Source organism: Micromonospora sp. NPDC051924, assembly GCF_055586005.1.
Genome location: NZ_JBVJJA010000029.1, coordinates 51,087 through 66,007 on the forward strand (window position 1 = coordinate 51,087; position 14,921 = coordinate 66,007).

The following is a 14,921-nucleotide window of genomic DNA, read 5'->3' on the forward strand; positions in this document are numbered from 1 at the left end:
GCCTCTTCACTTTTACTTCTCCGGTTACCCCCGCGTCCGGGTTTGTTTGTTTTCGCCCGGGCGACAACAAACGCACCCGAAGAGGCCTTCCGTCGGCCCGACGGGACCACGCCGCCGGGCCGGTCGCCGGTCGCCCTCGTTGTTACCGGTACGCGGAATAGCGGGAGGGACATGAGCTACGAAGACGTCAACGGGCTGCGCCTCTGGTACGAGGTGCACGGCACCGGGAAGCCCCTGGTGCTGCTGCACGGCGGGTACGGGTCGGTGGAGATGTTCGCCCCGATCCTGCCCGCACTCGCCGCGCGCCGCCGGGTGATCGCCGTCGACCTCCAGGGCCACGGCCGGACCGCCGACGTGGACCGGCCGCTGCGCTTCGAGTCGATGGCCGACGACGTCGCGGCGCTGCTGCGCCACCTCGACCTGCCGGAGGCCGACCTGCTCGGCTACTCGCTCGGCGGTGGGGTGGCGCTGCGTACCGCGATCCAGCATCCGGCGCTGGTCCGCCGGCTGGTGCTGGTCTCCACCCCCTGCCGGCGGCAGGGCTGGTACCCGGCGGTGCTCGCCGCGATGGCCGCCCACGGTGCGCAGGTCGCCGAGCAGATGCGCGGCACCCCGCCGCACGAGCTCTACGAGCGGGTGGCGCCGCGCCCGCGGGACTGGCCGACGCTCTGGGTCAAGACCGGTGAGCTGCTGCGCCGCGACTACGACTGGTCGGCCGAGGTGGCCGCGCTGGCCCTGCCGGTGCTGCTGGTCTACGCCGACGCCGACTCGATCCCGGTCCGCCACATGGCCGAGTTCTTCGGGCTGCTCGGCGGCGGGCACCGGGACGCCGGCTGGGACGGCAGCGACCGCCCGCTGTCCCGGCTGGCGGTGCTGCCCGGCCTCACCCACTACGACATCGTCGGCTCCCCGGCGGTGCCCGCCGTCGTGCTGCCCTTCCTCACCCACGAGGTCCGCGCGCCCGAGTGACCACCCGTCGGGCCAGGATCCCGCCGAGCAGCAGCAGGGCCGCCAGCGCGGTCCACCACCAGAACCGGCCGCCCACCCCCCACGGCGGGTCGGCGTCGCGGACCTGTCCGGACTGGACGACGTCGTCCGCCACGTCGATCGCGAGCACCTGCTCCGGCGCGGTGAGCACGGTCGTCGGTGCGGCGGCCCCCGGGACCAGCGCGAGCACCTCGACCGACCGCACCAGGCCGTACGCGGTCCGCTGGTCCATCTCCATCGGCTGGTCGAACCGGTCCGGCGCCGCCGGCTCGGGCCGGTAGGCGACCACCAGCGCCGAGCCGTCCGGTCGCCAGCCGAGCAGCCGGATCGTGGTGACCCCGGCGACGGCGGGCAGCTCCAGCGCGCCCAGGTCACGGCCGGTGGCGGGGTCGGCGTGACGCAGCCGCCAGCGGGTGCTGTCCGGTTCCCGGCTGACCAGGGCCAGGCTGCCGTCCGGCAGCCAGGCGCCTTTGCCGGCCAGCCCGGTGTCGGCCGGCAGCGGGAACGACGAGATGCTCTGCCCGTCGGTGCCGGCGACCAGCACCTTGTCGCCGATCCGCCAGGCCAGCCGGGTGCCGTCGGGCGAGAACGCCACCGGGTCGCCGAAGATCGGCAGCTGCTCGGCCTCGATCAGCCGGACGGACCGGCCGGTGTCGACCCGGACCAGGCTCAGCACGTTCGCGTAGGCGCTGCGCTCCGGGTTGGTCGGCACGGTGTCCCTCACCACCAGCGACTTCCCGTCCGGGGCCCAGCCGGCCGGCTCGGTCGTCACGCTGCCCGGCACCACGCTGGGCAGGTGTCGCTCCACCCCGTCGACCAGGTCCACCAGGTCGATCCGGGGGTGCTCACTCGACCCGCCGGGCACGGCGATCCGTCGGCCGTCGGGGGAGAGCAGCACCTCCTCGCCGGCCGGCGCCTCGTAGCCCACCTCGTAGGTGCGGTAGCGGTCCGCGTCGACCCCGACGATGCCGATGGTGCCGTTCTCGTCCAGCAGCCCGGTGAGCCCCCGCGCCTGGCCGCTGAAGATCACCGACGCCGGCCCGAGCCGGGGCCGGTCGGTGGCGTGCAGCGCGCCGAACACCGGCAGGCCGATCTGGTCCGGCAGCGCCGGCCCGTCCGCTCCGGCCGGCGCCGGTCCCCGCCCCACGCCGCCACCGCGCCCGACCAGCGGCACGAGCGTGACCAGCACCAGGACCGCCGCGACGCCCGCCGCCATCCGCCGCCACGTCCGGCGCGCGGTCCGCACCGCCTGGTCGTGCACCGGGTACGCGGGCACGTCGGCCGCCGCCTCCCGCAACGCCTCCCGCAGCCGTACGCTCATCGCCCGCTCCTCTCCGCCGTCCGCTCCACCAGGTCGGGGACGAGGTCGCGGAGCCGGCGTACGGCGTCGTGCCCGTGCCGCTTGACCGTGCCCAGCGAGCAGCCCAGCGCCTCGGCCACCTGCGCCTCGGTCAGGTCCTCGTAGAACCGGAGCACCACCACCGCCCGCTGCCGCGGGGTGAGTTGGCGCAGCGCCGCCACCACGCTCAGCCGCAGCGCGGTGGCGTCGGTGTGGTCGCCACCGCCCCGCTCGACCGGCTGGGCGTCCAGCCGTTCCGCCACCCGCCGCCGGCGCCACCAGGAGACCTGCTGGTGGTACATGACCCGGCGCACGTACGCCTCCGGGTCGCCGTCCCGCACCCGCCGCCAGTGTCGGTACGTCCGGGCCAGGGCGCTCTGCAACAGGTCCTCGGCGAGCTGATGGTCCCCGGTGAGCAGGTACGCGGTCCGGGACAGCGCGCGCGAGCGCTGCACCACGAACTCGTGGAACGTCTCCGACATGCTCACCCCCTCGTCCACTACAGACGCCACGGGCCCGGCGAATGGTTGAGGGGCCGGGCGGGCGGGTGCGGAGTCCAGGTCCACACCCGCCCCGTCCCGGTCAGATGGCGAAGCCGCCGTCGGCGTCGATCACCGCTCCGGTGACGTATCCGGCGTCGGGGCCGGCGAGGTGGGCCACCACGGCGGCGATCTCGGCCGGCGCGGCGTACCGGCCGAGGGCGGTGAGACCGGCGACGGCCTCCGCGTTCGGCCCGTCCGCCGGGTTGGCGTCGGTGTCCGTGGGGCCGGGGTTGACCAGGTTGACGGTGATTCCCCGGGGACCCAGTTCGCGACCGAGCCCCTTGGTCAGGCCGACCAGCGCGGTCTTGCTCATCGAGTAGAGCGCGAGGCCGGGGAAGGGCGCCCGGCGGGCGACGTTGCTGCCGATGCTGATGATCCGGCCGCCCTCGCCCAGGTGTCGGGCCGCCGCCTGCGCCGCCAGGTACGGCGCCCGCACGTTGACCGCGAGCGTCCGGTCCAGCTCGTCGCCGCCCACCCCGTCGACCGGGCCGACCAGGAACACCGCCGCGTTGTTCACCAAAATGTCCAGCCGGCCCAGCTCGGCGACCGTGCGGTCCACCGCCGCGCGTACCGCTTCGGGGTCGGCACTGTCGGCGGCCAGCACCAGCGCGCGCTGCCCCGCCGCCTCGATCTGCTTGCCCACCATCGCGGCCCGCTCGGCGTTCGTCTCGTAGGTCAGGGCCACGTCGGCCCCGTCGGCCGCCAGGCGCAGGGCGATGGCCGCACCGATGCCCCGTCCGCCGCCCGTGACCAGGGCGACCTTTCCGTCCAGTGTCGTCATGGGACCAGCCTCGCCGCCGCGGCCGGTCGGGTCTGGCGGCGATCGGACGACGCGTTCGCCGCCGTATCGGGACGGCAAACCGCCCGCATGCCGGGTGAACGAGTCCGGCCTGGCTTGATCGACTCCACCTGCGGCAACGGGCGGTGTCCGGGCCTCGGGAGGGCCCGACATGCCGCAACCGGAGTCGATCAGCGCCGGCCATCGACCGCGTGCCGGGCCGGGCGATCAGGGCAGTCGTCGGGCGAGCCAGGGCAGCAGGGCGTCGCCTTGGAGGCGTTGGAACGCGCGGACCGTGGGGATGCCGGGCGGGGGCGGCTGGCGCGCGCCGTCCAGAAAGAAGCCGGCGAACCCGGCCAGCACCCCGGTCACGTCGGCCGGGTCCGCGTCGGCGGTCAGCGGCCGGGCGCGGAGCAACGCCTCCGGATCGTGCCCGCCGTGCACCTGCACGTTGACCAGCACCAGCAGGCTGTCCAGCCAGGCCGGCCCCCGGCAGGCCCACGGCCAGTCGACCACGCTGACCGTGCCGTCCGGGCCGAGCAGCAGGTTGTCGGCGCGGATGTCGAGGTGGCACAGGGTGTCCCCGGCCAGCGCGGCCAGCCCGCGCTCGGCGGCGGCGCACAGCCGCGGCAGGCGGTCGCGGGCCCAGGCGTCCAGGTCGGCCCGCGGGTCCGCGGCGATCCGCCGCCAGCCCGCGAAGTCGTACCCGAGCTGCTCGCCGGCGGTGGGGGCCGCCGCCACCGACGCCGGGGTGAGCACGGCGGCCATGGCCTCCAGGGTGGACAGCACGACGTCCAGCTCGTCGGCGTCCCACGGGGTCGCCGGGTGCCGGCCCTCGACGTCGGTGAAGACCAGCGCCACCCAGTCGCCGTCGTCGTAGCTGCCGAGCAGCCGGGGCGCGGGAGTGCCGGGTGGCAGGGCGGCGGCGACCAGTGCCTCCGCCCGGTGCAGGTGCGGGCTGCGGTCGTTCTGGGCCGGGCTGACCGCCTTGACGAAGGCCCGCCGGCCGCCCGCGGTGCGGACCCGGTCGGCGGTGCCGGGGGAGAAGCCACCGTGCTGCGAGACCGCCGTGACCACCCGGTCGCCGAGGATCTCCTCGACCGCCGCCCGGACGTGGCGGGGCAGGTCGGTCCAGTGGATCCGGGTCTTCGTCGCGCTCGTCACCGCCCCACCGTGCGCGAACCCGCCCGGCCCGGGCAACCCATTACCGCTGGCCCGAGCTGCGCCAGGCGCTCGGCGACCGGCTCACCATCTCCGTCGACGCCGGGTTCGACGTCGATCAGGTGGTTTCCGCCCTGGTCTCCCGTCTGGCCCGGCGCGGCGGCCGGTTGACTGGATTTCGCCCCAGGTATGTCCCCCCGCGCAGCGGGAAACCGGCGCGGGACGCCACCTGGGGAGGAGCAACGGATGACGGATGGCGCCGGACTGACCATCGGTGTGCTCGGCTCGTACGGCGGCCGCAACCTGGGCGACGAGGCGATCCTCTCGGGTCTCCTGGCCGACCTGCGGCGGCAGGAGCCGAAGGCCCGGCTCATCGTCTTCTCCCGGAACCCCGCGCACACCGCGCTGGCCCACCCGGACGTGGAGGCGGTGCCCTGGGAGGGGGTCAGCCGCGTCGACTCGTCGATGATCCTGGAGCAGCTCGACCTGCTCATCCTCGGCGGCGGCGGCATCCTGTACGACAAGGAGGCCCGCCGCTACCTGCGGGTGGTCCGGGTCGCCCAGGAGCGCGGCCTGCCGCTGCTCACGTACGCGGTGGGCGTCGGCCCGCTCACCGAAGGCGTGGACACCGGCATGGTGCGGGAGACCCTGGCCGGGGCGACCGAGGTGACCGTGCGGGACCAGGAGTCCCGGATGGTGTTGGAGGAGGCCGGGCTGCTGAACCCGATCACCGTCACCGCCGACCCGGCGTTCCTGCTGGAGCCGGAGGACTTCCCGGCGAGCTGGCTGCGCGAGGAGGGCGTGCCCTCCGGCAAGCGGCTGGTCGGGCTGAGCGTCCGCGAGCCGGGCCGGGCGGCGGAACGCCTCGACGTGGACGGTTACCACCGCCTGCTGGCCCAGATCAGCGACTTCCTGGTGCACCGGATCGACGCGTACGTGCTCTTCGTGCCGATGGAACGGGACGACATCCGGCACTCGCACGGGGTGATGTCGCACATGGTCGCCGCCGAGCGGGGCCGGATCCTGCACAACGACTACTCACCCCGGCAGGTGCTCGGCCTGATGAAGCACTTCGACCTCGCGGTCGGCATGCGGCTGCACTTCCTGATCTTCGCGGCCATGATGGGCACGCCCTTCCTGCCCCTGCCGTACGCCGGGAAGGTCTTCGACCTGGCCCAGCGGCTCGGAGTGCCGGCGCTGCGCGGCGTGGAACGCGAGGTCGAGGGCCCGCTGCTGGCCGAGGTGGACCGGCTGTGGGACGAGCGGGAGGAACGGGCCGACGAGACGGCCCGGCGGGTGGCCGAGGTGTGCGAGCAGGCCCACGGCACCTCGCAGGTCACCCGAGGCGTGCTGGAGAGCATCCGGTCCCGGACCCTGGCCCGGGCCGGCGCCGGCTGACCGGCCGGTACGGCGTCAGACCGCCGGACCGCGCCAGGTGTAGACCCACGGCCGGCCGTGCGGCTCGTCCGACTCCAGCTCGTAGATCTGCGCCTCGGCCAACCCCTCCGGACCGAGATGGTGGTGGGTCAGCGGCGGGCGGCCGTTGCTGTCCAGTTCGACGGTGACCGTGTCACCGTCGGCCGCGCCGCCCACCAGCGGGATCTGCACCGTGGATGCCATGCGCCCATCCTGCCCCGGAGATCGCCGGTCCGCAGCGGGATGGCGGGGCAGCGGGCGGGCGCACCCCGGGACTAGGGTCCGAGGATGGCGGACACGACGATCGACCCCACGCTCGGTCCGGTCCTCGCCCGTACCGGTGACGAGCGGGCCGTGCTCGAATCGTTCCTCGACTTCCACCGGGCCATCGTGCTGCGCAAGGCCCGCGGCCTCGCCGACGCCGACGCGAGCCGGCGCCTGGTGCCCTCCCTCACCACCCTCGCCGGCCTGCTCAAACACCTCGCCCTGGTGGAGCGGAACTGGTTCGCCTGCCTGTTCGCCCCCGAGCCGGGCGACGTCTACCTCACCTCCGAGGAGGAGGCCGAGGCGAGCTTCACCCTCGGCCCGGATGACACCGCCGAGGCGCTCGCCGCCGCGTACGAGGCGGCCTGCGCCCGGTCCCGGGCGGTCGCCGCGCGGTTCGACCTGGACCACGTGGTGCCGCACCCGCAGCTCGGCGAGGTGTCGCTGCGCTGGGTGCTGGTCCACCTGATCGAGGAGACCGCCCGGCACGCCGGGCACGCGGACATCCTCCGCGAGCTGACCGACGGGACGACCGGGGCGCTCTGAGCCGGGCTCAGTCCCGGGGCAGCAGGCCGGCCGGATACTCCATCCCGTCCAGGGTGCAGGCGGCAGCGGCCACCCGGGCGGCGTACCGGGCCGCGTCGAGCGGGGCCGCGCCGCGCAGCCGGGCGGCGATCAGGCCGGCGGCGAACGCGTCGCCCGCGCCGTTGGTGTCCACCACCGGGGCGGGCGGCGGGGTCGCCGGCACCCGGACGGGCGGCGTGTCCGGGGCGTGCAGGGTCGAGCCGGCCGCGCCGGAGGTCACCAGCACGGTCCGGGGCGCCAGCCCGACGGCCACCTTGCCGGCCCGGTCGCCGAGCCGGACGTCGCTGACGAAGACCAGGTCGGCCGCGTCCGCGAAGGGCCGGTGGTAGTCGTTCTCGCCGTCCCAGTCGTGCAGGTCGGTGGAGAGCGACACGCCGTCGGCGAGGCCCGTGCGCAGGGCCGGCAGCGCGTCCCGCGCCCAGTCCATGATCGATACGTGCACGTGCGCCGCCTCGCGGACCAGGGCGGTCAGCTCCGCCTCGGCGAACGGCGCCGGCCCCGACCAGGGCCGCGGGTCGTAGAGCGACATCCGGCGGCCGGCCGGGTCCACCATGTTCACCGACCGGCGGGTGCCGGCCGGGGCGTCGACCAGCACCGTGCGTACCGAGGTGCGGGCCATCGCCGCCCGTACCACGTCGCCGGCCGGGTCTCCGCCCAGCACGTCGACCAGCCCCACCCGTAGGCCGAGGGCGTGCGCGGCGAGCGCCACGCCCGCGCCGGTGTTGCCGATCCGCAGCTCGATCGGCGGTACGGGCAGCGAGTCGGCGGCCGGCAGGGGCAGGGCGGGCACCTGGGCACGGATGTCGACGCCGAGGCCGCCGATCACGAGAAGATCGAGCACGACGCCGACGCTAGCTCGCCCCGCCGCCGCCCGCCGCCCCGGGCCTGCCCCGTCCCACCTCTGGACGCGGCTATCCTCGACAGTCGTCACGAGGAGGGCACAGGTGCTCGTCATCCACGGGTCGTGGCTGGTCGGCACCGGTCTCGCCGTCTGGGCGGAGGACAGCGCCCGCCCGGCCACCCCGCCGCGCCGTCCCGGCCGGCCGCCGCGCGAGCGCCCCCACCCGTTCGCCGCCGACCACGCCGGGCTGGCCGCCGCGCTCGGCGACCACCCGGGCGAGCCCATCACCGTCCTGCTCACCCTCCCGACCCGGGCCGGCGCGCCGCTGGACTCGCCCGAGCTGGTCCGGCCCGCCGTCGCTGACCGGGTCCGCGGCCGGGTCACCCTGGCCGGCTGGCGGGCACCCGCCCTGGTGTACGCCCCGGACGCCGCGCTGTCCCTGCTGCGCGCCGTCGACCGGCTCGCCGAGGTGCCCGGCGCCGGCCTGCGCCACCTGGCCGAGCTGGCCGACTTCGCCGCCGACCTGGTCACCCGCGGCCGGCTGCTGCCCGGCGTCACCGACGACCTCCCGGCGCCGACGCCCGACGCCGCCCCGGTCGGATCCTCCGCCGCCGGATCCGGCGTCGTCGCCGTTCCGCCCCGTCCCGGCCGTGACCAGGGGGGCGAGGCCGCCCGGCTCCGGCGGGGTCCCCGGCCGGTCGACGCCACCGACGCGGTGACCGCCCGGGCCGTGTGGCGGCCGCTGCTCACCGGGTCGGACGCCGCCTGGGCCCGCTCCCTCGCCCTGTCACTGCCGCCGTCCACCCGGACCGCGACGCCGGCCGCCTCCGGTGCCGGAACGGACGACCCGGCCGCCGGGGAAGAATCCGGCCGGCCGGAGCCGGGGGCGCTGGTCGCCGACGCGCTGGACGCGCTGACCGACGCCGCCGCCCGGGCGGCGCTCGCCGATACGGCGCTGCACCGGGGGATGCGCCCGGGGCCGCTGCCCCGCTGGCTTGCCGCGCTGACCGGGTCGGACCCGGCGTTCACCGTGCCGCCGGCCGCCCTGGACACCCTCCGCGCCGAGTTGGCGGCCTGGCAGCGGGACGCCGCCGGTGGCGCGGTACGGGCCGCCTTCCGCCTGGTCGAGCCGGCCGTCGACCCGGTGGCCGAGCTGGTCGAGGGCGGATCCTGGCGGGTCGAGTTCGGCCTGCACCCGGCCGACGAGCCGGGCCTGGTGGTCGACGCGGCGGACGTCTGGCGGGGACCGGCGCGGGCGCTCGCCGACCGGGGGGTCGACCCGCAGGAAACCCTCCTCGCCGAGCTGGGCCGGGCCAGCCGGCTCTGGCCGGAGCTGGACGACGCGCTGCGTACCGCCACGCCCGACGGGATGGAGCTGGACGCGGAGGGGGCACACCGGTTCCTCCGGGAGGGCGCGCCGGTGCTGCACGCGGCCGGCTTCGGGGTGCTGCTGCCGTCCTGGTGGCGGCGCTCGTCGGCGCGGCTCGGCGCCCGGCTGCGGGCGCGCGGCCGGACCGCCCCCGGCACCGTGGCGGCCGCCGCTGGCGGGCTCGGGCTGGACGCCCTCGTGGACTACCGCTGGGAGGTCGCGCTCGGCGACCAGCCGCTGACCGCCGACGAGCTGGCCTCGCTGGCCGAGCTGAAGTCCCCGCTGGTCCGGCTGCGCGGCCGCTGGGTGGAGCTGGACCCGAACCGCCTCGAAGCCGGCCTGCGGCTGCTCCGCTCGGCCGGCGAGCTGACCGTGGCCGACCTGCTGCGGATGGGGCTGGCCGAGGGCGACCGCCCGGACGAGCTGCCGGTGCTGGAGGTGACCGCCGACGGGGCGCTCGGCGAGCTGCTGGCCGGGGAGGCGGAGCGCCGGCTCACCCCGGCCGACCCGCCGCCCGGGTTCGCCGGCACGCTGCGGCCGTACCAGCGGCGCGGGTTGGCCTGGCTGGCCTTCCTCCAGTCGCTCGGGCTCGGCGGGATCCTCGCCGACGACATGGGGCTGGGCAAGACGGTGCAGCTGCTCGCGCTGCTCGCCGGGGACCCGCCGGAGGCCGGGCCGACGCTGCTGGTCTGTCCGATGTCGCTGGTCGGCAACTGGCAGCGGGAGGCGGCCCGGTTCACGCCGGGGCTGCGCGTGCACGTCCACCACGGGGCCGAGCGCGCCCGGGGGGAGGAGTTCAGCGCCGCCGTGCACGCCGCCGACCTGGTCCTCACCACCTACTCGGTGGCCGCCCGGGACGCGTACGACCTGGCCGGGATCGACTGGCACCGGGTGGTGGTGGACGAGGCGCAGGCGATCAAGAACGCGGCCACCCGGCAGGCCGAGGCGGTGCGGTCGCTGCCCGCGCGGCACCGGATCGCGGTCACCGGCACGCCGGTGGAGAACCGGCTCGCCGACCTCTGGTCGATCATGCAGTTCGCCAATCCCGGCCTGCTCGGTCCGGCGGCGACGTTCCGCAAGCGGTTCGCCGAGCCGATCGAGCGGCACGGCGACGCCGAGGTGGCCGGGCGGCTGCGCCGGATCACCGGCCCGTTCGTGCTGCGCCGGCTCAAGACCGACGCGTCGATCATCTCCGACCTGCCGGAGAAGCTGGAGATGGAGGTGCTCTGCAACCTCACCGCCGAGCAGGCGGCGCTCTATCGCGCGGTGGTCGACGACATGATGGCGAAGATCGAGTCCAGCGACGGGATGGAACGTCGCGGCCTGGTGCTGGCCACCATGACCCGCCTCAAGCAGGTCTGCAACCACCCGGCGCAGCTGCTGCACGACGGCTCGACCCTGCCGGGCCGCTCCGGCAAGCTGGAACGGCTCGAGGAGATCGTCGACGAGGTGCTCGCGGCGGGGGAGAAGGCCCTGCTCTTCACCCAGTACGCCGAGTTCGGCGGCATGCTGCGCGGACACCTGTCGGCGCGCACCGGCCGGGAGGTGCTGCTGCTGCACGGCGGCGTCGGCAAGGCCGAGCGGGACGCCATGGTGACCCGGTTCCAGTCCCCGGACGGTCCGCCGCTGTTCGTCCTCTCCCTCAAGGCCGGCGGCACCGGGCTCACCCTGACCGCGGCGAACCACGTGGTGCACGTGGACCGGTGGTGGAACCCGGCCGTCGAGGACCAGGCCACCGACCGGGCGTTCCGGATCGGCCAGCGCCGCCGGGTGCAGGTCCGCAAGTTCGTCTGCGCCGGCACCGTCGAGGAGAAGGTGGCCGCGATGATCGCGGACAAGCGCAGCCTGGCGCAGCGGGTGGTGGGCAGCGGCGAGCAGTGGGTCACCGAGCTGTCCACCGACACGCTGCGCGAGCTGTTCGCCCTGGAGTCGGGGGCGGTGGTCGAGTGAGTCCGGCGCCGGAGCGGCCCCGGTTCGCGGAGTTCGGCCCGCCCCGGCGGGTCGACGGCGGGCTGAAGGCACGCAGCACCCGGGGCGCGATCGGGCGCTCCTGGTGGTCGCGGCGGTTCCTGGAGGTGCTGGAGTCGTTCGCGCTCGGCACCCGGCTCACCCGGGGTCGGGCGTACGCGCGCAAGGGCCAGGTGCTCCGGCTCGACGTCGCCCCCGGGCTGGTCACCGCCGAGGTGCAGGGCTCACGGCCGGACCCGTACCCGGTGCGGATCCGCCTGGCCGCGTATCCGGCGCAGGTGTGGGACCGGATCGAGGCGGACCTGGCGGGGCAGGCGTTCTTCAGCGCCCGGCTGCTCGCCGGCGACCTGCCCTCCGAACTGGAGGAGCTGTTCGCCTCGGCGGGCGCGCCGCTGTTCCCGGCGGACGTCGACGAGCTGGACCAGCACTGCGGCTGCCCCGACTTCGCGGTGCCGTGCAAGCATCTGGCGGCCACCTTCTACCTGCTGGCCGAGGCGTTCGACGCCGACCCGTTCCAGCTCCTGCACTGGCGCGGCCGGGGCCGGTCCGAGCTGCTCGACCGGCTGCGTGCCCGGCGGGGCGGCGACGCCACCCCGGGCGGCGCGGCGGCCGACCGGGCGGTGGTGCCGGTCGGCTCGGCGGACGGCCCGTCGCGGCCCGAGCCCGTCGCCGGCGCGGGGCGGGTGCTCGCCGGCCTGCCGGCGGTCCCACCGGCCGACGAGGTGGAGCGGTTCTGGCTGTCCCCGGTGCCGCTGCCCGACCGGCCACCCACCCTGGCGACCGGGCCGGAGCTGCTGCTGCGCCAGCTCGCCCCGCCCGGGCCCGAACTCGGCGGTCCCGGCCTGGTCGAGCGGCTGCGCCGGGCGTACCGGGAGTTCGGCCGTCCCCGGCCGGCGGCGGAGCCGGACGGTCCGGCGGCCTCGACCGGCTCATAGCCAGCGTCGCCGGAAGCGCCACATGAGCCCGGCGTTCGCTATCAGCACCAGGGCGCAGATCGCGCCGGCCAGTCGTCCGGCGAGTACCGTCATCGCCGGCAGCGAGGCCCACAGCACGATCGTCAACAGCATCAGGTACCGGCCACGGCGGCCCTTGGCCCGGTTGTCGAGCCGGGCGAAGAACTGCGGGTCACTCTCCCGCAGCTGGCGGGTGATCTGCTCGAACCTGCGCTGATCCTCTTTGCTGAGCATGGCGGTGCCTTCCCCTCACGGCTTCAGCGGTCCGGCGGCATACCCGCAACGGCGGCGGGTCACGCGCCGCTCCCGCGGCCACTTTGACCAGGCCGGCCGGGGGGTGCGGACCTTCCTGCCGGAGCACCTCAGGGCGGGCTTATCCGCGACTTAAGTTTCGCTGAGCGGATGAACGGCACAAACAGCGCCGCGGCGGGCGGAAACGTTACGTCGGGGTGCTCGCCGCCCGGGTCGGCCCAGCTCCGGACGCCGCGGCGGTTACCGGGGCGTACGGCCGGCGCGAGAGTCGGACTGAGCAGTGTCTTAAGTGCCCTCCCGGGAGTCTCCGGGCCGCCTTGAGTGGCCCGGAACGCGTGGCTACCTTCCGTGACAACTCCTCCGCAACCGTCGCCGCCGCCCGCCTCACCCTGGTCGTGGGGCGGGCCGGCGCTCGAAGAAAACGGGACAGGTACATGGCCGACCGCAACGTGCCACCGCGTCGATCCCGGGACGACCGCGGCTGGGACGGACACCAGAACCCCCTCCCGGACCGGTACCACGTGGACACCGCCTCGCCGTACGCCGCCCCCTACGCCGGACCCGGCGGCTACGCCCCACCCGCGCCACCCGCCCCAGGGCCGCGGTGGGTCGGGCCGGACGGCCTCGGCGCTGCCGGGTACGGGCCGCCGCCCGGCGGCGGACTGCCCGATCTGGACGATGACGACGAGCCGCGCACCGGCCGGCGCCGCGCCCTCGCCGCCCTCGGCGCCGCCGCGGTGGTCGCCGGCGGCGCCGCCCTGGCCATGTCCCCGCAGGTACGGGGGCTGTTCGGCGATGATCCGCCGGGCGACGCCACCGGCACGGTGGCCACCGACGGCACCGCCGCCCGGCCGAGCGGGCAGCAGCCGAGCACCGTGCGCACCTACACCGAGCAGAACGAGAGCTACATGGGCTCCCGGGCCGGCGCGGCGCTGAAGCGCAACTCGCCGTCCGGCGGCCGGGTCTTCGCCAGCCCGGCCGCCGCGGCGGCCACCCCGGTGACGGTGAAGACGGTGCTGGCCAAGGATCCGGTCCGGCACCTGGCCAGCCGGGCCACCTTCGGCGCCACGCCGAAGGTGCTCGCCGACATCCGGCGGCTCGGCATCGACGACTGGCTGCGCGAGCAGCTCGATCCGGAGAAGATCGCCCCGACCAGGGCCGAACTGAAGCTGGCCGAGCTGCCCTCGCTGAAGTTCACCCCGCAGCAGCTGCGCGACCAGCGGGACCAGCTCAACGAGCGGGGCGTCGACCCGGCGCGGGAGACGATCGACGCGACCATCGCCCGCCAGATCTGGTCCGACCGCCAGCTCTTCGAGGTGATGGTCGACTTCTGGAACGACTTCCTGCACGTCGCCGCCGACTTCGACGGCGGCGAGATCCACCGCAACGCGTTCGACCGCGACGTCATCCGCAAGCACGCCCTGGGCAGCTACCCGGACATGCTGGTGGCCGCCAACAAGCACCCCGCGCTGCTGCTCTACCTGAACCAGAACGACTCCCGCAAGGACGCGGTCAACGAGAACCTGGCCCGGGAGAACCTGGAGCTGTACTCGGTCGGCGTGGACGGTGGCTATACCGAGAAGGACGTCCGTCAGGCCGCCCTGCTGCAGACCGGCCGGGGCGTCGAGAGCACCAGGTACGTCTTCCGCGCCGACCAGCACTACCTCGGCAAGGTGAAGATCCTCGGCTTCAGCCACGCCAACAACTCGGCCGACCCGAAGGCCGCCGACAAGGTCATCGACCAGTACATCCGCCACCTCGCGCTGCACCCGTCCACTGCCGCGTACGTGGCCCGCAACCTGGCCACCCGATTCGTCTCGGACACGCCGCCGAAGTCCCTGGTGGACCGGCTGGCCAAGGCGTACACCACCAACCGCGGCCGGATCCGGCCGGTGCTGGCGGCGATGTTCAGCTCGTCGGAGTTCTGGGCCGCGGTCGGCCAGAAGGTACGCCGCCCGATGGAGTACCTGGTCGCCACGTACCGGGCGCTCGGGGTGGGACCGAGCGCCTCTCCGCGGTTCACAGGCGACGGCCGGCGGACGCCGTTCGCCCAGGGGCTGCGGCAGGTCCAGGACAGGCTGCGCGAGCTGGGCCAGTACCCGATGGGCAAGCCCACCCCGGACGGGTACGCGGACGTCTACGTGGCCTGGACCTCGGCCGGGACCATGGTGGACGGCTGGAACGAGGCCGGCGACGTGCTCGCCGGCTGGCGCACCGAGTTCACGTACGCCAAGCCGGAGCGACTGGTCGCGAAACCGCCGGCGACCGCCGGGGCGTACCTGGACGCGCTGGCCCTGCGGCTGGTGCACCAGAAGCTGAGCGGCCGGGAGAGGGCACTCGTGCTCGGCGTCGCCGGTGTAACGGCGAGCACCAAGGTCGACGCCACCTTCAACGGGGCCATCGCCGCGGTTGCGCGGACGATCCTCGCTTCCCCCCAGCACCACCTCCGGTGAGGCATTCGATGGA

13 protein-coding genes are annotated in these 14,921 nt (G+C 75.3%); 6 read left to right on the forward strand and 7 right to left on the reverse strand.

Annotation, left to right across the window (positions count from 1 at the left end; genetic code table 11):
• Positions 1 to 171: 171 nt before the first annotated feature.
• Positions 172 to 969, forward strand: a complete 798-nt coding sequence (locus tag ACZ6S5_RS22465) for an alpha/beta fold hydrolase (protein ID WP_466003340.1) — start codon at positions 172 to 174, stop codon at positions 967 to 969.
• On the opposite strand, the gene ACZ6S5_RS22470 is transcribed toward ACZ6S5_RS22465, so the two are convergent.
• From ACZ6S5_RS22470 to ACZ6S5_RS22485, 4 genes are all read right to left on the reverse strand, one after another.
• Complete coding sequence (locus tag ACZ6S5_RS22470; protein WP_466003342.1) at positions 941 to 2,308, reverse strand: WD40 repeat domain-containing protein; 1,368 nt, start codon at positions 2,306 to 2,308, stop codon at positions 941 to 943. The genes ACZ6S5_RS22465 and ACZ6S5_RS22470 overlap by 29 nt on opposite strands.
• Positions 2,305 to 2,808, reverse strand: a complete 504-nt coding sequence (locus ACZ6S5_RS22475; RefSeq protein ID WP_466003344.1) for a SigE family RNA polymerase sigma factor — start codon at positions 2,806 to 2,808, stop codon at positions 2,305 to 2,307. Before ACZ6S5_RS22475 ends, ACZ6S5_RS22470 begins: the two co-directional genes overlap by 4 nt.
• Positions 2,809 to 2,908: 100 nt before the next feature.
• Positions 2,909 to 3,649 (reverse strand): SDR family oxidoreductase, encoded by a 741-nt coding sequence (locus tag ACZ6S5_RS22480; protein ID WP_466003345.1) that lies wholly within the window; start codon positions 3,647 to 3,649, stop codon positions 2,909 to 2,911.
• Between the two features lie 225 nt (positions 3,650 to 3,874).
• Positions 3,875 to 4,810 carry an aminoglycoside phosphotransferase family protein gene (locus tag ACZ6S5_RS22485; RefSeq protein ID WP_466003346.1) on the reverse strand — a complete coding sequence of 312 codons (936 nt, stop codon included), beginning with the start codon at positions 4,808 to 4,810 and terminating at the stop codon, positions 3,875 to 3,877.
• 243 nt (positions 4,811 to 5,053) lie between these two features.
• Between ACZ6S5_RS22485 and ACZ6S5_RS22490 the strand changes: the two genes are divergently transcribed.
• Complete coding sequence (locus tag ACZ6S5_RS22490) at positions 5,054 to 6,205, forward strand: polysaccharide pyruvyl transferase family protein (RefSeq protein ID WP_466003348.1); 1,152 nt, start codon at positions 5,054 to 5,056, stop codon at positions 6,203 to 6,205.
• A 15-nt stretch (positions 6,206 to 6,220) separates the two neighbouring features.
• Here ACZ6S5_RS22490 and ACZ6S5_RS22495 read toward each other — a convergent pair whose 3' ends face one another.
• Positions 6,221 to 6,427, reverse strand: a complete 207-nt coding sequence (locus ACZ6S5_RS22495) for a hypothetical protein (protein WP_466003350.1) — start codon at positions 6,425 to 6,427, stop codon at positions 6,221 to 6,223.
• Positions 6,428 to 6,511: 84 nt separating this feature from the next.
• On the opposite strand from ACZ6S5_RS22495, the gene ACZ6S5_RS22500 reads away from it, so the two are divergent.
• Positions 6,512 to 7,033: a DinB family protein gene (locus tag ACZ6S5_RS22500; RefSeq protein WP_466003351.1), complete on the forward strand. Its 522-nt coding sequence runs from the start codon at positions 6,512 to 6,514 to the stop codon at positions 7,031 to 7,033.
• A 7-nt stretch (positions 7,034 to 7,040) separates the two neighbouring features.
• Here ACZ6S5_RS22500 and ACZ6S5_RS22505 read toward each other — a convergent pair whose 3' ends face one another.
• Positions 7,041 to 7,913, reverse strand: a complete 873-nt coding sequence (locus tag ACZ6S5_RS22505) for a carbohydrate kinase family protein (protein ID WP_466003353.1) — start codon at positions 7,911 to 7,913, stop codon at positions 7,041 to 7,043.
• A gap of 103 nt (positions 7,914 to 8,016) precedes the next feature.
• On the opposite strand from ACZ6S5_RS22505, the gene ACZ6S5_RS22510 reads away from it, so the two are divergent.
• A complete protein-coding gene (locus tag ACZ6S5_RS22510) occupies positions 8,017 to 11,232 on the forward strand; it encodes an SNF2-related protein (RefSeq protein WP_466003355.1) in 3,216 nt (1,071 codons plus the stop codon).
• On the forward strand, positions 11,229 to 12,185 hold the full coding sequence (locus ACZ6S5_RS22515) for an SWIM zinc finger family protein (RefSeq protein WP_466003357.1): 957 nt from the start codon (positions 11,229 to 11,231) through the stop codon (positions 12,183 to 12,185). Before ACZ6S5_RS22510 ends, ACZ6S5_RS22515 begins: the two co-directional genes overlap by 4 nt.
• Here ACZ6S5_RS22515 and ACZ6S5_RS22520 read toward each other — a convergent pair.
• Positions 12,180 to 12,437 carry a DUF3040 domain-containing protein gene (locus ACZ6S5_RS22520; protein WP_466003359.1) on the reverse strand — a complete coding sequence of 86 codons (258 nt, stop codon included), beginning with the start codon at positions 12,435 to 12,437 and terminating at the stop codon, positions 12,180 to 12,182. The two genes, ACZ6S5_RS22515 and ACZ6S5_RS22520, sit on opposite strands and share 6 nt — an antisense overlap.
• Positions 12,438 to 12,790: 353 nt before the next feature.
• Between ACZ6S5_RS22520 and ACZ6S5_RS22525 the strand changes: the two genes are divergently transcribed.
• Positions 12,791 to 14,908, forward strand: coding sequence for a DUF1800 domain-containing protein (locus ACZ6S5_RS22525; protein ID WP_466003361.1), 2,118 nt, complete (start codon positions 12,791 to 12,793; stop codon positions 14,906 to 14,908).
• Positions 14,909 to 14,921: the final 13 nt, after the last annotated feature.